General features: G+C 61.9%; 16 protein-coding genes. 10 read left to right on the top strand and 6 right to left on the bottom strand.

Annotated features, from left to right (window positions below; genetic code table 11):
- Positions 1–86 precede the first annotated feature (86 nt).
- On the top strand, positions 87–1,559 hold the full coding sequence (locus E4021_RS11145) for a hypothetical protein (RefSeq protein WP_136459419.1): 1,473 nt from the start codon (positions 87–89) through the stop codon (positions 1,557–1,559).
- A gap of 72 nt (positions 1,560–1,631) precedes the next feature.
- Positions 1,632–3,563 carry a sodium:solute symporter family transporter gene (locus E4021_RS11140; RefSeq protein WP_136459417.1) on the top strand — a complete coding sequence of 644 codons (1,932 nt, stop codon included), beginning with the start codon at positions 1,632–1,634 and terminating at the stop codon, positions 3,561–3,563.
- A 67-nt stretch (positions 3,564–3,630) separates the two neighbouring features.
- On the opposite strand, the gene secG is transcribed toward E4021_RS11140, so the two are convergent.
- Both secG and E4021_RS11130 read right to left on the bottom strand, forming a co-directional pair.
- Positions 3,631–3,894 carry a preprotein translocase subunit SecG gene (secG, locus tag E4021_RS11135; RefSeq protein WP_136459415.1) on the bottom strand — a complete coding sequence of 88 codons (264 nt, stop codon included), beginning with the start codon at positions 3,892–3,894 and terminating at the stop codon, positions 3,631–3,633.
- 4 nt (positions 3,895–3,898) lie between these two features.
- Positions 3,899–4,717: a hypothetical protein gene (locus E4021_RS11130; RefSeq protein WP_136459413.1), complete on the bottom strand. Its 819-nt coding sequence runs from the start codon at positions 4,715–4,717 to the stop codon at positions 3,899–3,901.
- A 340-nt stretch (positions 4,718–5,057) separates the two neighbouring features.
- Between E4021_RS11130 and E4021_RS11125 the strand changes: the two genes are divergently transcribed.
- Positions 5,058–5,399, top strand: a complete 342-nt coding sequence (locus E4021_RS11125) for an ArsR/SmtB family transcription factor (protein WP_136459411.1) — start codon at positions 5,058–5,060, stop codon at positions 5,397–5,399.
- On the opposite strand, the gene E4021_RS11120 is transcribed toward E4021_RS11125, so the two are convergent.
- A complete protein-coding gene (locus E4021_RS11120) occupies positions 5,396–7,093 on the bottom strand; it encodes a M23 family metallopeptidase (RefSeq protein ID WP_136459409.1) in 1,698 nt (565 codons plus the stop codon). The genes E4021_RS11125 and E4021_RS11120 overlap by 4 nt on opposite strands.
- Positions 7,094–7,273: 180 nt before the next feature.
- Entirely contained in the window at positions 7,274–8,515 is a 1,242-nt protein-coding gene (locus E4021_RS11115; protein WP_136459407.1) for an acyl-CoA dehydrogenase family protein, read from the bottom strand.
- Between the two features lie 131 nt (positions 8,516–8,646).
- Here E4021_RS11115 and E4021_RS11110 point away from each other — a divergent pair, with 131 nt between their 5' ends.
- Both E4021_RS11110 and E4021_RS11105 read left to right on the top strand, forming a co-directional pair.
- Entirely contained in the window at positions 8,647–9,498 is an 852-nt protein-coding gene (locus tag E4021_RS11110) for an alpha/beta hydrolase (protein WP_136459405.1), read from the top strand.
- A gap of 62 nt (positions 9,499–9,560) precedes the next feature.
- Complete coding sequence (locus tag E4021_RS11105; protein WP_136459403.1) at positions 9,561–10,184, top strand: SDR family NAD(P)-dependent oxidoreductase; 624 nt, start codon at positions 9,561–9,563, stop codon at positions 10,182–10,184.
- Here the strand turns inward: E4021_RS11105 and E4021_RS11100 are convergent.
- Positions 10,181–10,519 carry a DUF2853 family protein gene (locus E4021_RS11100; RefSeq protein ID WP_406603360.1) on the bottom strand — a complete coding sequence of 113 codons (339 nt, stop codon included), beginning with the start codon at positions 10,517–10,519 and terminating at the stop codon, positions 10,181–10,183. The two genes, E4021_RS11105 and E4021_RS11100, sit on opposite strands and share 4 nt — an antisense overlap.
- A 112-nt stretch (positions 10,520–10,631) precedes the next feature.
- Here E4021_RS11100 and E4021_RS11095 point away from each other — a divergent pair, with 112 nt between their 5' ends.
- Positions 10,632–11,303: a DUF4129 domain-containing protein gene (locus E4021_RS11095; RefSeq protein ID WP_168797566.1), complete on the top strand. Its 672-nt coding sequence runs from the start codon at positions 10,632–10,634 to the stop codon at positions 11,301–11,303.
- A complete protein-coding gene (locus E4021_RS11090; RefSeq protein WP_136459396.1) occupies positions 11,300–12,550 on the top strand; it encodes a DUF4350 domain-containing protein in 1,251 nt (416 codons plus the stop codon). The genes E4021_RS11095 and E4021_RS11090 overlap by 4 nt, the downstream gene beginning before the upstream one ends.
- Positions 12,551–12,567: 17 nt before the next feature.
- On the opposite strand, the gene E4021_RS11085 is transcribed toward E4021_RS11090, so the two are convergent.
- Positions 12,568–13,449, bottom strand: a complete 882-nt coding sequence (locus E4021_RS11085; RefSeq protein WP_136459394.1) for an aldose 1-epimerase family protein — start codon at positions 13,447–13,449, stop codon at positions 12,568–12,570.
- Positions 13,450–13,514: 65 nt separating this feature from the next.
- Between E4021_RS11085 and E4021_RS11080 the strand changes: the two genes are divergently transcribed.
- From E4021_RS11080 to recG, 3 genes are read left to right on the top strand one after another with little or no spacing between them, the layout of a single operon-like run.
- Complete coding sequence (locus E4021_RS11080; RefSeq protein WP_136459392.1) at positions 13,515–15,803, top strand: CotH kinase family protein; 2,289 nt, start codon at positions 13,515–13,517, stop codon at positions 15,801–15,803.
- 31 nt (positions 15,804–15,834) lie between these two features.
- Positions 15,835–16,605: a 23S rRNA (guanosine(2251)-2'-O)-methyltransferase RlmB gene (gene rlmB, locus E4021_RS11075; RefSeq protein ID WP_136459390.1), complete on the top strand. Its 771-nt coding sequence runs from the start codon at positions 15,835–15,837 to the stop codon at positions 16,603–16,605.
- A 48-nt stretch (positions 16,606–16,653) separates the two neighbouring features.
- Positions 16,654–18,783, top strand: coding sequence for an ATP-dependent DNA helicase RecG (gene recG, locus E4021_RS11070; protein ID WP_136459388.1), 2,130 nt, complete (start codon positions 16,654–16,656; stop codon positions 18,781–18,783).
- Positions 18,784–18,816: the final 33 nt, after the last annotated feature.

Here is an 18,816-nt window from a genome sequence, read left to right as displayed (position 1 = left end):
CTCATCAGTCGATTTACCTGGATGGTCTACGCACATTTTACCCCGGTCCCAGCAAATACGGACCGTCACAACACCCCCGATTTGTTATGGCAATTGCGAAAAAAGAGCTGTTAACCGAGTTGATTGAAAGCCTGGACAGCTCCGAAAGGCGATTCTTCACGCGGCATGCCAACCGGAGCGGCGGGGGTGAGGAGAATAAATTCTACCGCCTCTTCCGCTTTCTCAGTGAGGGTGGATCGCTCGAAGACCCCGGCCTGCCCGCGCAGCTCGGCATCGAAGGGACCGCTCAACTGGCCAACCTGCAACGGCACCTTTACGGTCGCCTGCTCGATGCACTACGCCTGCAGCACCGGCGGCGCGACCTGGGAATCCAGGTACGCGAACAGATCGACTACGCCAATCTGCTCTACGATCGGGGCCTTTACCTGCACGCCCTGAAACTGCTGGGGCGGGCCAAGGAACAGGCGATCAAATTCCACCTGGACCTGCACCACCTGCTGATCATTGATTTCGAGAAGGTGATCGAAAGCCGGCACATCACCCGGGCCTCCTCCGAACGGATGACCTCGCTTACTTCGGAAAGCCGGCGCCGCCAGGAGGTAATGGGCAGTACGGTACGGCAATCCAACCTGCAGCTCATGTTGCAGCGCCACTTCATTCAGCACGGCCACGTAGCCTCACCGGCCGAGGCGCGGAAGTTCTACCAACTGTATCACCATTACTTCAGCGATCCGGTTCCGGTCGGCGCTACCTTTCAGGAGCGGATACTCGGTCACCAGTGTCGATTCTGGTACCACTACAACCAACTGCAGTTGGAGCAGGCGGCCCAGCACGCCCGCAGTTGGACCGACCAGTTCTCCGGGCACCGGGAATGGCGGGAAAGAGACGTCAACTATTACCTTAAGGGTATGGACCGCGGGCTGCTCATCGCCTTTTTCCGCCACGACGCCGAGGCGCACCGGAAAATACACGCGGAGTTGGTGGCCTTTATAAACCAGCGGTCGGACACCCAGCAACAGCGCAACAGCCAATTGATGGCGACGATGGTGCTCCTGCGAGCCGAAATCAACCAGCTCCTGTTGACGAACCCCTGCACCTGCGGCCCCGCCCAGCTGGAAGCATTCGCCCGGCGCATCGCCGCGCTACAGGGGGTGGACCGCCACAAGCAACTCGTGATGTATTACAAACTCGGCGCGCTGAGCGTACTGAACGGCCGATTGGAAGCGGCGCTGGATTTCGTGGCCCCCATACTCGCTGAAGGCAAGCCCCTGCGGTACGATCTGATGGTTTACGCCCGACTACTGCAGCTGGTATGCCACTACCGCCTCGGCCACCACGAATTCGTGGGATACGGGGTAAATAACCTGGCGCGCTACCTCGGGCGCATCGACTACCACAGCCACTACCCCACCCTGATAATTCAACTGCTGCGCGGGCTGTTGCGGGAGGAACCCACCGCACGAACCGCTTTCGATCTCGGGCTGGCACGCTTGCGGGATCGGATTTTCAACCTGCGGGAATTCCGATACTTCGACGCGGTACGGCTGCTTGCCATGTAGCAAACTCCTATATTGTCGCACCTTCCCGGGCAGGCGGGTACGTTCGTTTGTCCCAATCACTAAAAGTATATCATGCAACTAGGTCAACTGGGTACGATCGACACGATCATTTTCGCCACCTATATCATAGGGGTGATCCTTTTCGGCATCTGGATCGCGAACCGGGAAAAGACCTCAACCGCCAGCGACTACTTCCTGGCCAGTCGCAGCCTGCCGTGGTGGGCCGTCGGTGGCTCGCTCATCGCCTCCAACATCTCGGCCGAGCAGATCATCGGCATGAACGGCTCCGGGTTTGAGCTCGGACTCGCCATTGCCGCCTACGAACTCATGGCCGCCATTACGCTGATCCTGGTGGCGAAGTTCTTCCTGCCCGTCTTCCTGAAAAAGGAGATCTATACCATGCCGCAGTTTTTGGAGGATCGTTACGACGGCACGGTACGCACCATCATGTCGGTGTTCTGGATCGCACTGTTCGTTTTCGTCAACATCGCCACGGTCATCTACCTCGGCGCCCTGGCCATCGAGACGCTGCTGGGCGTTGACCTGATGTACGGCATTATAGGACTCGTCCTTTATTCGGCATCCTTTTCCATCTTTGGCGGACTGAAGGCCGTGGTCTGGACCGACGTAGTACAGGTGGTCGTACTCATGCTGGGGGGTACCATTGCGGCCTACGGCATCCTTAGCGTGGTGGGCGACGGGAGCGTATTCGCCGGCATCGCCAATCTTTACGAGGCACTGCCCGGCCACTTCGAAATGCTCTTCGAGCCCGGCGATACCTACCTGGACGTGGCCAATGCGCACGAACTATCGACCGGCGTAACGCCCTACGGCGAGCCGACCGACCTGGAAGCAGGAGCGGAAATGAAGTCGAGTTTCCAGTTGCTGCCCGGATTTGCCCTGCTGCTGGGCGGCATGTGGATCACCAACAGCTACTACTGGGGCAACAACCAATACATCATCCAGCGGGCCCTGGCGGCCAAGGATCTGGCCGAGGCACAGCGTGGGGTGGCCTTCGCGGCTTTCATGAAGTTGTTCATCCCCTTCTTCGCCGTGCTGCCCGGCATCGCTGCCTGGTACCTGCTGCGCGAGCAGGATCCCGCCAACCTGCCGATCACCAAAGCCGACCAGGCCTTCCCCTGGGTGCTGGCCAATTACGTTGGAGTGGGCTTCACGGGACTGACCTTTGCCGCCCTGGTAGCCGCCATCGGTTCTTCGGTGAGCTCGATGGTTAACTCTACCTCGACCATCTTCACGATGGACATCTACAACAAGTTCATCAACCCCGGCGCCACGGAAGCCCGGCAGGTGAGGGTGGGACAGATCTCCGCCGCCGCAGCCCTGCTGATCGGAGCCCTGGTGGCCCCGGCCCTGGCAAATGCCGGACAGGTGTTCCAGGTAATTCAGGAGTATACGGGCTTCATCAGCCCGGGCGTGCTTACGGTCTTCATTTTCGGCTTCTTCTACCGCCGCGGCACGGCCAAGGCTGCCCTGGTGGTGGTACTGGCCTCGGTGCCGGTGTCGTGGGCCTTCCAGCAATTGATGCCCGACCTGCCGTTCCTAGACCGCATGGCCTTCGTTTTCCTGATCTCGGCGCTGCTTATGGTGGTCATCAGCCAGTTTACCGGTCGCACCAAGAAAAACACCGCCGACGAAGGGGTTTCAGATACGCCCTATACAACGCAGGAAAAGCAGGCCCTCGGGGCACGGATGGTGAAGGACATCAAATTGCGCAACGGTCTGTCGATCGCCATCATCGGTATCGGTTTGGCCACCGGAATCCGCCTGCTGCTCCAACCGGTGCCGGGCGTCCCGATGAGCATGTCGATCATCTTCGTCGTTCTGTCGCTGGTGGTGATCGCGCTGATCTACACCGACAAGGCGCCCGACGACTACAAGGCCATCGACCTGGAACCCTCCCTGTTTCGGACCCGCATGGGCTTCAATATCGCCGCGATCACGATCATCCTGCTGCTGACCTTCCTCTACACCTGGCTGGGCTAAACGACTACGCCCCCACCCTGCCAAAGCAAGGTGGGGGCGTAGTGTGTCCGGGAATCCGGTAAAGGGCCTAGAGCCCGGTACCCAGGTCGGCTCCGTCGCCTACCGATCCTACGGCCAGTGCGGTAAGGATGCAGAGGGTGAAGAGGGCGATTGCCAGGCCCCAGGTGACCTTCTCGATCACGTCAGTGGACCGGGAGGCGCCGAGCATCTGGTTGGCTTGACCCCCACCGAAGGTAGAGTCAATACCACCGCCCTTGGGGTTCTGGATCAGTACCACCAGCATGAGCAGCAGGCAAACGACACCGGTCAGGATAGTAAGGAGGTTGACCATGGGGTTATAATTTTTCCTTCAGTTTTTCAATGAGGCCGGCAAAGATCGGTTTTTTCTCCGGATAAAGCAAGATCAGTCGCCGGTACATCTTGATGGCGCTCTGGTATTGCTCCTGACGCACCAGCAGGGCGGCCAGGGTTTCGCTGACGACCACCCCCCCGTCGCCGGTGTCGGCGGAAGATTTCCGCGGCGTGGCCGATTGCTGCCGGCGGCGCAATTTCCGCAGGCGATCGCTCAGGTTCGCGCTCCGCGACCGTCCGTTGATCAGTTCCTGGAAGACGGCCGGATCTTCCGGGCGGGCTACCCTTACGAAGACGGGCAGCAGCTGACTGTAGGCGCTGGCCAGATCTACCCACTCCCCAATGCCGGACCGCGGCACCGGAGGGGCGAATGTAGCACGCGTTCGGCTGATCGGCGGCATCAGCGGCGGCAGTTCCTCATCAGGGTCATTAACCGTGCCCGCGGCCGACGGGTTGGGCAGCTCATTCAGCCGGGAAGGAAGCTCTTCGTTGAAGATGTTTTCCAGGGGCGCAAGTTCCAGTTCTTCCAACTCTAACAGCTCCAGCACTTCCCCGCGTTCCTCTTCGCGGAGGTCGAGTGCGGCGAGCAGGTTGTACAGGTGGGTACGGTCAAAGGTGGCGGAAGCGAAGCGGTTCAGGTATTTTTCGTAGTCGGGATCCTTTTCTTGCCGGGCCTTCAGCAATAACAGCAACCGAAGGTTCGTTGAATAGGGGTACCGCGCGATCAGATCCAGAATTTTTTCTGATGTGATCTCGGAAAGCAGCGAAGGCCGCTCTATGTATTGCAGTAATGACTGTTGCATAGGCCATAAGGTCGGACCCAAGGTCGGGGGAAACCCCCGGATTCTTTACATCCGGTGGTCGGTTTCTCCGCTTTCGAAAAAAAATGAACCCCAATTTGGGTTTTCGATTGGAATTAATGTCAAAAAGACTATCTTTGTCATCGCCGAGAAAAATCAACCCGTCCTGAATGGGACGTTCTTAAGATCTTGTGTTGTTCATAGTGTTTGTTATGTAGCCTTTAACCGAGTGTTAAAGGCTTTTTTTTGTCCGCTACCTTCGTAGCGGGCCGGCCGTTCTGGATAACCTTTTTGTTTCCGACACGCTTATGCGTTATATTAGGATAGGTTATACCCGAAAGCCATGTCAAAATCCTCCAACCACCCTACACCGGACGATTCCGAAAGCGGCACACTGGTTGACGCTTCCGCCCTCTCGCGGGCGGCGCTGCTCCTGCGGGCGCTGAACCACGATCTGCGGCAGCAGATTATCCGCCTGCTTTACGACAACGACCAGTTGACGGTGACGGATATTTTCATCGCGCTGCGGGTAGAACAGTCCGTCGCTTCCCAACACCTGGCCATCCTGCGCAAGGCAAGAATCGTCAAGCGGGAGCGGCAGGGTAAATACATCCTTTACAGCATCGACAAGGAGCGGCTGGTCCACATCAATCAGCTGGTCCGTCAACTGGTCGCCGAACCCTAACGCCGGAAATCGCGGGTGAAGGTGGTCCGGTTGCCCCGCCCGTCGGTGATCTCGAGTTCAAAACGGTGGGTGGTGTTGCCCCCGATTTTGCGCATATCCTCGAAGGTATGGGTGAGGGTGCCAGACTTGGCATCGTACTCCAGCAGCACCCATTCGCCATCCACGGTGCCGCGGTAGCCAAGTTCCCCGCCTACGGCATCCTTTACGAACAGGCTGAAGCCCGGCCGGCCGCGCAGGTCCGAGCGGAAGTCACGGATACGAACCTCCGGGGGCTCCCGGTCCAGCAGCAGGGCATAATCGCCGAACGCGCCGATATTCGTCTGCATGCTCCCGTCGGGCAGCCATTCACCGCCTACCGTACGGGGGGCTCCGTCGGATCCGCATTTGCCAATGTACACGCGTTCGCGCAGGGAATCGGGTACCACAGTACGCGGCCGCAATCGCAGCACCGCCCGGCCGTGCAGGGCGGTTTCGGGGTCGTGCAGTTGGTGGACGTCGCTCAGGTAGCCCTCCGAGGCATCTTCCAGCCGTACGTAGCGGAACCGCAGGTCTTCGTACAGGGCCAGCTCGTCCAGTTCCAGGCGCAGGCCTGCCGTATCGATTATGCTGGCCTCACCCGCGGGCAGAAAGTACTGATGGGGCGCGGCGGCCGCTTTTCCACTTGTTGCGGCGACCGGGCCCTTAATCGGTTGGTGTACCACTACCACCTCCACGGAGGAAGTGTTGCCGGCGTAGTCGGTAGCGGTGATGTTCACGCGCTTCGGGACGCCTGCTGGCAGGTTCAGTATTCCGTCACCGGCGGCGGGCGGCGTTTCAGCCCAGAAGCCGGCCTCGGCCACCGGCGTGTACAGCAGGTAGTACCAGGAGGAGTTGCGCCGCCACTCGCGATAGTCGGTCAGCGCATTGATGTAGGCCGTTTTCTCAAGCGGTACCCGGTCAAAATCAAAGGAAAACACCTCCGTACTGTCCACGCACAAGTTGGCGCGGTAGATCCCGTTCCAGTTCGGCATGCTGTTCTGCCGGTCGTAGGCCTTGAGCCCGAAGCCGATGCGGGGCGCCGCGACGTAGAGCGTATCCGGCAACTCGTTCCGGATCAGGTCGTAGGAAACCGCGGTCGACTCGGGCTCCCCGTCCGCCCAGGTATAGAGCCGCAGGTTGCGCAGCTGGGGTTGGCGCGTATCCGGAATCACGAAGCCAAGGGAAAGGGGATTCAGCTGGGCATCCGTGGCCGCTTCCCGAATCTCGAAGTGCAGGTGGGGGCCGAAACTGAAGCCGCGGTTCCCTACCCCGCCGATAACTTGCCCCTGCCCGACGGGGTACGCCAGGGAGTCAGGGCGGAAGTCGATCTCGAAGGACTGCCGGGCGTACTGCAACTTGCGGATGGTGTCCTTGAGTTCGGGAGCCAGCACCTCCAGGTGACCGTACACGCTCCGCTTCCCGTCGGGGTGATCCACGTAGACCGCCTGCCCGAACCCTCCCCCACTCACGCGCACGCGGCTCACGTAGCCGTCGGCTACCGACCGCACCGGGGTACCTACCGACGCCCGAAAGTCCAGTCCGCCGTGATAATGATCACTCCTCAGCTCACCGAAGGTACCCGTTACCAGCAGCGGCCCGCGCAGAGGGGGTGCGTACTGGGCCGGCAGGAAAAATGAATACAGCAGCGCGAAGATCAGTAAGAGCGGTAGGTGCACAAACGCGATATTGGAGGGGCCAAATATACTCTTCCCCGGCGGCGGAGCGCGGGTGCAAAAGGGTCACAGAAAAGCCGGGCGCGGGGGCAACGACTTCCCCATCCTGGACGCAAAAGCGTATTCATGCACTCCCTCGGCGGTCGGCGGGGGTGGAGCATTGGGCCCAAGGCGCGTCCGGCGCTAGCCGAAAGCGTTGATGCCGGTGATGTCGTGGCCGGTGATGAGCAGGTGAACGTCGTGGGTGCCCTCGTACGTCAGTACCGTTTCCAGGTTCATCAGGTGGCGCATGATGGGGTACTCGTTGGTAATGCCCATGCCACCGTGAATCTGCCGGGCCTCGCGGGCGATCTCCAGGGCCATCATCACGTTGTTGCGCTTGGCCATGCTGATCTGGGCCGGAGTGGCCTCTCCGCGATTGGCCAGGGTACCCAGCCGCCAGGCCAGGAGCTGGGCCTTGGTAATCTCGGTGATCATCTCGGCGAGTTTCTTCTGCTGAAGCTGGAAGCCGCCAATGGGTTTGCCGAACTGCTCCCGCTCCAGGCTGTACCGCAGGGCCGAGTCGTAGCAATCCAGCGCCGCGCCGATGGCCCCCCAGGCAATGCCGTAGCGGGCCTTGCTCAGGCAACTCAGCGGACCGCGTAGCCCCCGGATGTCGGGGAAGACGTTTTCCTTCGGAACGCGTACGTTTTCGAAGACCAGTTCCCCGGTGATGCTGGCGCGCAGGCTCCACTTGCCGTGGATCTCCGGGGCGCTGAAGCCGGGGGTGTCGGCGTCGACGACCATGCCGCGTACCTTGCCCTCCTCGTCCTTGGCCCAGACGACGGCCAGGTCGGCGATCGGACTGTTGGTGATCCACATCTTGGAGCCGTTGAGGACGTAGGCGTCGCCGTCGTCAACAATGGTGGTGAGCATCCCGCCGGGGTTGGAACCGGCATCCGGCTCGGTAAGGCCGAAACATCCGATGAGGTCGCCGCTGCCCAGTCCGGGCAGGTATTTACGCTTGATCTTTTCGCTCGCGTAGCGGAAGATGGGGTACATCACCAGACTGCCCTGCACGGAGGCCATGGACCGCAGTCCGCTGTCGCAGCGCTCGAGTTCCTGCATGATCACCCCGTAGGCGATCTCGTCCATGCCACCGCCGCCGTACTCTACCGGCAGGCTGGGTCCGAAGGCCCCTACCTCGGCCAGTCCCTTGAAGAGGTGAGTAGGGCACTTGCCGCGCATGGCGGCGTCCTCGATGATGGGGCTAACCTCGGCCTTCACCCAGTCGCGCACGGCCTGCCGCGCCATGCGGTGTTCGTCTTCCAGCAAATCGTCGACGAGGTAGTAATCGTGAAATTCGAAGCGGTCGGCGCGGGCCTGCTGGTGAAAGTCTTCCTTGGTGGTAAAGGCAGGGCGGGGCCGGGTGGTGGTGTCGGGCATGATATTCGGGTTTATCGAGGACCGTAAAAGTAAACAATATCACCCCACAATGCGGCCGAAGACCGGTACCGGCGGCCGGGAAACGAAAGGATACTTGGCAAAGTGTATTTTACCCCACAATATCTTTTACTATGCTCAAGTGGTTGGTGTTTCTCTTTGCCCTCCCCCTGGCCGCCCAAAGCGGCTACGTGAACGACAACATGACCCTGCCATCGGAAATTCTCGGTGGCGAGCGGAAGTACGCGGTTTACCTTCCCCCTGGGTATGAGGAATCTTCCCGCAGTTATCCGGTGTTGTACCTGCTGCACGGCGGCGGCGACGACCACAGCGGCTGGGTGCAGTTCGGGGAGGTGGCTCACCTCGCCGATGAAGCCTTTCGCTCCGGCCGGGCCACGCCCATGGTGATCATTATGCCGGACGCCAACACGGGGCGGCGGGGCTACTTCAACCGCGTCGGCGGCGATTTCCGGTATGAGGATTTTTTCTTCGAGGAACTCATGCCCGAAGTCGAAACCCGGTACCGCATCCGGCGTGAAAAGCGCTACCGCGCCGCGGCCGGCCTGTCCATGGGCGGGGGCGGAACCTTCATTTACGCCCTTCACCGCCCCGACCTCTTCTCCAGCGCCTGCCCGCTGAGTGCTTCCATCCGGCCGCTGGACCGGGAGGAGATGGCGGACCGGCTGCGGCAATCGGGTGATTCCACCTTCACCGACCAACAGCTTACCGCCTACCACGAATCCTACAGCGCCCTGGAGTTGGTCAGAAATGGCGATCCCGAAAAGATTGGTTCCGTTCGCTGGTACATCGACTGTGGCGACGACGATTTCCTGTACGAAGGCAACAGCCTGATGCACATCCTGATGCGCGAGCGGGAGATCCCGCACGAATACCGCGTTCGCGACGGGGGCCACACCTGGACGTACTGGCGCGAATCACTGCCGGAGGTCCTGTCCTTTGTTTCACAGGCCTTTCACCAGTATTGACGGCCTTACCCTACCGGCCCCGGCACCCGCGCGCCGGCGCCCCACCTGAAAACTGAAATACCATGAACGCCATCATTACCGGAGCCTCCCGGGGCATCGGACGGGCCTGCGCCGAAACCCTGAGCGCGGCAGGCTTCCGCGTGACGGCCGTGGCGCGTAACGAAGCCCAACTGCGCGAACTGCAGCACACCCACCCGACGGTGGAGCCGCTGGTGGCCGACCTGACCCGTGAGGTACCGACCGGTGTATACGACGTAGTGATCCTGAATGCGGGCTATTACGCCCCCGGTGGCCTACTCGACCCCGGGCGCGACGTCTTCGGCGAAAGCTGGGAACTGAACGTGATGGCCAATCACCGGCTGGCCCGCGCCCTGCTGCCGCCGCTGGTGGAGCGGGGGCACGGCCACCTGGTGGTCATCGGCTCCTCGGCTACGGACGATACCTCCGGTCACATGACGGCCTACGGGGCCACGAAAAAATGCCTGCGCATCCTTTACGAAAGCTGGGAAAGAGAACTGGAGGGCAGCGGCGTACGGACGACGCTGGTGGCGCCCGGCGCTACCCTGACAAGCAGTTGGGCGGGAGAAACTCCCCCGCCCAAAATCCTGCAGCCCACGGCGGTGGCCGACTTGGTGTTGCGCTGCGTGAATGAGGGCATCACCGGCCGCGTGACCATTAAGGCCTAGTTATAGTGGCTTTCCAGGCCAAGTTCCTTCACTACCAGGTAGTAGAATACGGGGCGGTGCTTGCTGCGCTCGGTGTACTTCTGGCAGGCGGCCTGCACGGCATTCATGGCCTTGTCTTCGTCGGTCATCCCGAGTTTCTTCTTGCAGAAGTTGTCCACGACCCGCTGCAGTTCGGTCTTGTCGCTGCAGGCTACCTTGTTGGAATCGTTGTTGTAGATAGACGGACCGAGCCCCTTGGCGACCTTGCGCAGCAGCTCCAGGTCGGGCTTTACGTTGATCTTGGCCATGGAAGCCTCGTAGGCGGTCATCTTCTCATCGAATTTACTCACGTGCATGATTTGTTGTGCCGGCGAAAAGGCCGGCGAGTGGGAAAGTGGTAAAATAGGAAATTGCCGACAGTACCGCCAAGTCCGACCGCCCGGAACCGGGGTATATTCGTTTTCCGCCATGAATTTCCGTCCGATCGCCTCTTTGCTTATTCCGCTTCTGCTGCCGCTAGCCGGCGGCGCGCAGGAGTACGGTCCCTTCCCCGCCGAGCGGTACCGGGCCCTGCGCGAGGAGGTGCGTTTCGATGCCCCGCCGCCCGCGCCGACTCCCGCACCAGCCGGAACGATCGACTGGGCCGCGCTGTACTGGCCCACTTTCGTCCTGCTCACCCTGGTATCCGTCACCGGCCTCGGATTCCTGCTGCACCGTATTCGGCGGGATATTCGGTCCGGCGCACCCGCCCGGGGCGGGAAGGACGCGCAGTCGTTCCCCACTCCGGAGCTTGACGAGGAGACGGTCGTCCGTCGGGGCGTCCCCGCCGACTGGCTTGCCACGGCGGAAGCGGAGGGCCGTTACGACCTGGCCGTTCGCCTGCGCTTCCTGCAGTTGCTGGGGGAACTCGAGCGGTCGGGCGTCCTGCAATGGCGACGCGACTTCAGCAACCGGACCTACCTGCGCCAGCTGGCGCACCACCGGCTGGCCGACGGCTTTCGGGCGGTAAGCGAAGCCTACGAGCGTTACTGGTACGGGCTGCACCCCGTCGACCGACTCAGCTACCGGGTACTGGGCCGCCAGATGGAGGAACTGAGCCGGCGCGCCCACGAGGGGAGCGTTCAAGCCTCGAAAGGATGAGGCTGCCCCTACCCTTGCGCTTGCTTCCGCTGTTGGCCGTACTTACCCTCTGCGGTTGCCCGCCCACCAACTGGTATGAGAGTTACCGCACGGATGGTAAAAATCCCTACGACCTCTACGTACTGCACGAACTGCTGGCAGCCCGGGACGCGGGGGCCTCTATTCTTTACGACACCCTGGACCTGCGGGGGCTCGACAGCGTACGGGGCACGAACTACCTCTTCGTCGGCCACCAGCCCCACTACGCATCCCCGGCCGTGACCACCCTTCTCGACTACGTGGAACGCGGCAATACGGCCATCCTGGCCACGGGCGAAGTGCCCGAAGAACTGGCGCGCCACCTCTTCGGGGCGGGGTGCTACGACGACTTCGCGGTGGGGGAAGCCCGCTTTCCCAGCGAACGGGCCGATTCCGTGGTCGCCTTCCTTTATCCCGCCGGCGACAGCTTCCCCCTGGTCAACGTGCGCTACTGGGCGCCCGCGGCGGTGCCGCTGCGCACGATCAGCGAAAAACTGCTCTGCGATCCCGGCTACGACGTGCAGGTACTCGGCACCCTGGATACACTCGGCGTCAATTTCGTGCGCCTCGGGTGGGGGCAGGGCAATTTCTACCTGTTCTCCACCCCGCGCTACCTGACCAACTGGTACGTGCTCGATTCCACTGCCGTTCTCTACCCCGCTGCCGTCCTTTCCGTCCTGGATACGGGCCGGGTCTACTGGGATGAGTACCACCGCCGCTACCTGCAGGACCCCGTTGCCGCGACGGACCAGCCCGCCGAACGCGGTTACACGGGGGGCCGGAACCTGCTCAGCGGGAATCGTACTTTGCTTTACATCCAGGAGCATCGGGAACTGACCCTGGCCTGGTACCTCCTGCTGGTGGGGGCCGTACTGTTTGTGGTGTTCCGGGGGAAGCGCCGGCAGCGCATCATTCCGCTGCTGCCCGCCCGACGGAATACCAGCCGACGCCTCATCGAGACCCTGAGCCGCCTGGGGCACCGGCAGGGGAATCATACGGCACTGGCCCGCCGCGAACTGGTCAGTCTGCGGTTTCACCTCAATCATCGCCGGGGCGTGCGCTGGCGGGAGGGGGAGACGCCGCCGGAAGACCTATCCATCCGGCTGGGTTTACCGCAGGAATCGGTAGACCGGGCGCTCACCGAGATCCGAATGGTGGAAGGGGGCGGCAAGTTGCGGGAAGCCGACCTGCTGCGATTCTACCGCGCCATTGAGCCCCTGTACGGCTGAGCGCTCAGCCTAGGGGGTTAAAGTACCTTGATGTCGTAGCTCATTTCGTAGACCTCATTCGGTTCCAGGCTGATGATGCCTTCCTTGTGGGCGAACTGCCCGTCGCCGGAGGCACTGTCGGCAAGTCCGATCCAGGGCTCAATGCATACGAAGTCGCCGTGCGGCTTGGCCCAGATCCCGAGGTGGGTCCAGCCCGCGTAGTCCAGTTTCAGTACCGGGCCGTGGTTGCGCGATTCCAGCAGTACGCTGCGCGAGTTGAGGTCCTTGAACACCAGCGCGTCCTGCCGGAACAGGTCGTGGGTCAGGGGCAGCACGGTACCGTTATCGGTCCAGGGCACCTCGTGGGTCCCGTCGCCAATGGTGCCGCTGTCCGTAACCTCATAGGTGCGGCTTGTCTCGGGGTGCTCGAACCGCAGCAGGTAATCCTCGTAGCGGTCGCCGTCGAAGAACGGGACCCGGAAGGCGGGGTGGCCGCCCAGGTGGAAGAGGATCGGCCGCTCATCGATGTTCATCACTTCATGGTAGATGATCAGGTGCTCATTGCGCAGGCGGAAGGTGATCCGGAAGTCGAAGTGAAAGGGATAATGCTCCAGGGTTTGCTCGTTCGAGCACAGGCGGAAGATGATCCGGTCCTCGACCTTGGAAAAGAACTCGAGCTGGTCGTTGTGGCGAATGAGGCCGTGCTTCGGTATACGATATTCCTTACCGTCTATCGTTGTCTTACCGTCCTTCAGGCTGCCGATGATCGGGAAGAGCACGGGAGCTGTACCGGCCCATACGTCGGGGTCGCCGCTCCAGATGTACTCCTGGCCGGTCTCTCGCTTCACCAGACTTTTCAGCTCCGCCCCGGTGCTGTTGATCTTGATGCTGAGCTGGTCGTTTTGCAGGCTGAAATCCATTGGGAATTTGGTAAGTTGTTGCGGCTGATGCCCGCCACAAAGTAATCATTTAAGGCATACTCCCCTTGCGTCTTGTTTCCCCCTTCCTGACCGTCCTTTTCTGCTGCTGCACCTGCTGGTTGCCGGCGCAGCCGAGCCTGGTACTGGAACCCGCCCCGGGAGTGTACAGGACGGATCAAGACGTGACTATTCTGGGCGGGGACGCGGGCGCCGTATACTTCACCACCGATGGGTCCCGGCCTTCGTTGCGGTCGGATCGCTACACCGGTGCTCCGATTGCCGTGGGGCGATCCCGGGTCATCCGCGCTGCCGTATTCGCTGGTACCGAACGCCTGGCTGAAGTCGGCGGCAGCTACCTCATTGACGAGCCCCGCAGTCCGCTGCTCACCCTCTCCGTAGGCATCGACCCCGCACGGCTTTTCCACCCACGCACCGGCTGGTTTCTCGCGGGTGACAACCCCCGCCGACCCAACTGGGATACCCACCGGGAACACCCCATTCACGTCGACTTTTTTGAGTCCGACGGATCATCGGTCTACAACGGCACGGTGGGCTTCCGCCTCTTCGGGGGTACAAGCCGCACCCACCCCCAGAAGTCTTTTTCCCTCTCGGCCCGGAAGTCCGACGGCAACCAGAAGATCAAGTACCCCCTCTTTGGCCCGGACGGACTGGACGAGTTCCGCTTCCTGGTGGTGCGTAACGGGGGTTCCGACTGGGGACGCAGCTATATCCGCGACGCCTTGATGACCGATCTCCTGGCCGACCCGAGCTGGGATCTGGACCTGCAGGACAGCCGTCCGGTGCGGGTGTTCCTCAACGGCAGCTACTGGGGCGTGTACCACCTGCGGGAGAAGATCAACCCCCGCTTCCTGGCCGATCACCACCGGGGCGTCAAGAAGGACTCCCTCAGCCTGCTCGAACACGAGATGACCGCCAAGCACGGCACGACCCGGGAGTACGAACAGTTGCGCAACTTCGTTCGGGACCACGACCTGAGCCAACCGCAGCACTTCAGCCGGGTGCGGGAGATGATGGACGTCGATAACTTCCAGCGGCTGCAGATTGCGCAGACCTTCTTCGACAACCGCGACGCCGGCGGCAACATCCGGTACTGGCGGCCCGACGGCCCGCAGGGACGGTTCCGCTGGATCCTCTACGACGTGGATCAGGGCTTTGGATTGCACCGCGACTCCGGCTGGACGGCCAACACCCTGGAACTGCTCACCGCCCCCGACGGCCCGGTATGGCCCAATCCGCCCTGGTCAACCCTCTTTCAGCGCAAGCTGCTGGTCAATCCGGTCTACCGCAACCGGTTCGTAAACCGTACGCTCGACTACCTGCACACCGACTTCAGTACCGAAGCCGTCACGGAAAGCATCGACGCGGCGGTGGCCGACCTCGAGCCGGAGATGCCCCGCCACCTCCGCCGCTGGGAACAACGGGAATACAACTGGCGCTACCACATCGACCAACTGCGGCGCTTTGCCCTCTACCGGCCGGAACACCTGCGCGAACACTTCCGCACCTACTTCCGGGGGGGAGCCGACCGCCATGTAGAGATAACGGCCTCGCTCGGAGGCTACGTCGTACTCAACGACAACCTGCAGGTAGGCACGGACGGGCTCTCGGGCCACTACTTCGCCCATTACCCCATCACCCTGCGGGCCGTGCCCCAGCCCGGCTACCACTTCCGAGGATGGGAAGGGGCGCCGGTGGATTCGCTGCAATTGCAACTGGACCTCACCGATGACCGCCCCTATATTTTGAAGGCCGACTTCGAGCCCGTGGTCCACCCCAACGCCAAGTCCATCATCATTAACGAGCTGTGCCCGAAGAACGACCGGTCCGGCGACTGGCTCGAGCTCCACAACCGGGGTACCACCCCGGTTGACCTTACCGGCTGGTACCTCGTGGACGGGAGCGATCGCCGCTTTGTGTTGCCACCGACCGTCCTGCGCGCGGGCGGATACCTGGTCGTGTGCGAGGATACACAGGCCTTCCGCGCCACCTTCCCCCGCATCCGGGACGTTGGTGGCGACCTGCCCTTCGGGCTAAACAAAAGGGAAGACCGCATCGGGCTCTACGCCGACGACAACAGCTACGTGAACGCGATCAGCTACCAGCTTCCGGCGACAGCCGACAGCGTCTTCACCTACGCTCTGGCCCTGCCGGGCCTCGACAACAGCCGCCACCGCAACTGGGTGCGGGAGGAAAATGCGGGCACCCCGGGGGCCGCGAACCCGGGCTATCTGCAATCGGCCACCATGACCAGTCAGCGCTTCTGGATGCGACTCGGCATCGGGCTGGCTGCCCTGCTGCTGGTGGTCGTCGTGCGCGCGTTGCGGCCGGAATAATGCTTCAGCCCCCGCGACCCTATCTTGCGGCATGAAGCAACGCGAAGACCTGATCTACGGCCGCCACCCCGTGCTCGAAGCCCTGGCCGCCGGCCAGCCGGTAGACAAGGTGTACCTACAGCAGGGTACCCGCGGGGAATTTGAGAAGGAACTCCGCGCCGCGTGCAAACTGCACGGCGTACCCATGACGCTGATTCCCCAGGCGAAACTGCAGCGCATGGTTCGGGGTAACCATCAGGGCGTGGTGGCCCAACTCGCCGCCGCCCGCTACCAGCAAGTTTCCGACGTGCTGCCCCAGCTGTACGAGCGGGGGGAGACGCCCCTGCTGTTGTTGTTGGATGGCGTCACCGACGTACGCAATCTCGGAGCCATCGCCCGCTCGGCGGAAGTGTGCGGGGCCCACACCATCATTATACCCCAGAAGAACAGTGCCGGCCTGACGGCCGACGCGGTGAAGAGCAGTGCCGGAGCCCTCAGCCGCCTGCCGGTATGCCGGGAAAAGAGCCTGGTCAACACGGTGCAGGAGTTGCAGCTCAACGGCGTCCGGGTGATCGCCAGTGACCTTGCGGCGGAGCGCCAACTACACGAACTCGACCTGAGCGGCCCCCTCTGCATTGTGCTTGGCGCCGAAGACGAGGGCATCAGCACGGGCGTGGCGCGGGCGGCCGACCTTACGTTCCGGATCCCCCAGGTAGGCAGCCTCAACAGCTTCAACGTTTCGGTGGCCGCCGGCATCCTGCTTTTCGAGGCCATGAAAGTCAGGCTCGCGGCGGGAATCGTGTCGGACGCGAACGACCTTTGAAGGTAGCGCCGGGAAGCGTATATTTACCGCAAATTGTTTTAAAATAGGATGTCCTCCCCCGTCAGCAAGGCCGGTGTGCTCGATCGCGGTATCGCGGCCCTGAAGGGTATCGGACCGGCGAAGGCGGAGCTGCTGGCCAAGGAGCTGGCCATTTTTTCCGTCGGCGATCTCCTCTACAGCTACCCTTTTCGGTATGTAGACCGCACGCAATTTCACCGCATCATTGATATTCTACCCGATCAGGGCACCGTGCAGGTAAAAGGCCGGTTGGTCACCCTCACGGTAAAGGGTGAAAACCGAAAGAAGCGCCTGGTCGGGCGACTGCGCGACGAGAGCGGGGCCGCGCTGGAACTGGTGTGGTTCCGGGGTATCCATTACCTCGACCGCACTTACAAGGTGGGCGAGGAATACGTATGCTACGGCAAGATCGAAGAGTTCAACGGCCGGCTCAGCATCACCCACCCGGAGATGGAACCGGCGCAGCAGGCCGTCGTGGAAGCCGCCGCCACTTTCGAACCCGTATACACGAGTACCGAAAAGCTCAACAAGCGCGGGCTCGACGCGCGCGGGCGGCGCAAGATCATCCGGGAGGTGCTGGACGGGCTTACTCCGGCCGACCTGCCAGACATGCTCCCCGAATACCTACTCCGGGAACTGCGCCTGGTAAGTCATTACGCGGCGGTCCGCGCCATCCACTTACCCGCCAACCAGATCGAACTGGACGCCGCGCGGCGGCGCCTGAAGTTTGAGGAACTGTTCCTCCTCCAGATGCGCCTCCTCCAGCTCAAGGTCAGCCGGGAGGCGCGCGTGGCCGGTTACACCTTTGAGCAGATCGGGGAAGGGTTCAACCGCTTCTACCGCGACTTTCTTCCCTTCGAACTGACGGGCGCCCAAAAACGGGTGCTGCGGGAGATCCGGCACGACCTCGGACGGGGGATACAGATGAACCGCCTCCTGCAGGGCGACGTCGGTTCCGGCAAGACCATGGTCGGGCTCATGTCGATGCTTATGGCACTCGACAATGGCTTTCAGGCCTGCATGATGGCTCCGACGGAGATTCTGGCTTACCAACATTACGAATCTCTCGAGGAGTACCTGCGGGGGATGGACGTTCGCGTTGCCTTCCTCTCCGGCAACATCAAGGGCAAGGCCCGCAAGCAGTTGCTCGCCGACCTGGCGGAAGGCAAGATCCACATCCTGGTGGGCACCCACGCACTGATCGAGCCCCCCGTGGTCTTTCAAAACCTGGGCCTGGCGATTATCGACGAGCAGCACCGGTTCGGCGTCAAGCAGCGGGCGAAACTCTGGAAGAAGAACCGGCCCTACCCGCCCCATATTCTGGTCATGACGGCGACGCCCATCCCGCGCACCCTGGCCATGACGGCCTACGGGGATCTGGACGTGAGTGTTATCGATGAATTGCCGCCCGGCCGCACCCCGATCAAGACCGTCCACGTGACCGAGCACCGGCGCGAGCGGGTTTTCGGCCGCATCCGTGAAGAGATCGCCAAGGGCCGGCAAGCGTACGTAGTCTATCCCCTGATCGAAGAGAACGAAAAGCTCGACCTCCTCGCCCTCGAAGCCGCCTACGACGAAATGCTCCATCGCTTCCCCCGGCCGGAATACCAGATCAGCGTAGTCCACGGGAAGATGAAGCCCGAGGACAAAGACTTTGAAATGGCACGTTTCAAGAACGGGGAAACGCAGATCATGATGGCCACCACGGTGATCGAGGTGGGCGTCAACGTACCCAATGCCACCATCATGGTGATCGTCCACACCGAGCGCTTCGGACTCAGCCAGCTTCACCAGTTGCGGGGACGGGTGGGCCGGGGGGCCAAGGAAAGCTTCTGCATCCTGTTGTCAAGCGTGAAGTTGAGCAAAGAGAGCCGCCAGCGAATCAAGACGATGGTGGAAACCACCGACGGATTCAAGATCGCCGAAGCTGACCTGAAACTCCGTGGCCCCGGCATGATCGACGGTACGCAGCAGAGCGGTGTCTTACAGATGCGTATCGCCGATCTGGCGCAGGACGGCAGGATCCTTTCGGTAGCCCGCGACCGGGCAAAAGACATTCTGCAGGCCGACCCTGACCTGCAGCAACCCGAACACCGGCTGTTGGGCCGCTACCTCGAGCGCCACTTTAAGGCGGTCAAGGGCTGGAGCCTGATCTCCTGAGGCCGGATCCAGCGTACCGGACAAAAAAAACGG

The sequence above is a fragment of the Neolewinella litorea genome, assembly GCF_004803465.1.
Taxonomy (GTDB): Bacteria; Bacteroidota; Bacteroidia; order Chitinophagales; family Saprospiraceae; genus Neolewinella; species Neolewinella litorea.
The sequence above is the reverse complement of the archived record's forward strand: the minus strand, read 5'-3'. Positions and strand labels throughout refer to the sequence as shown.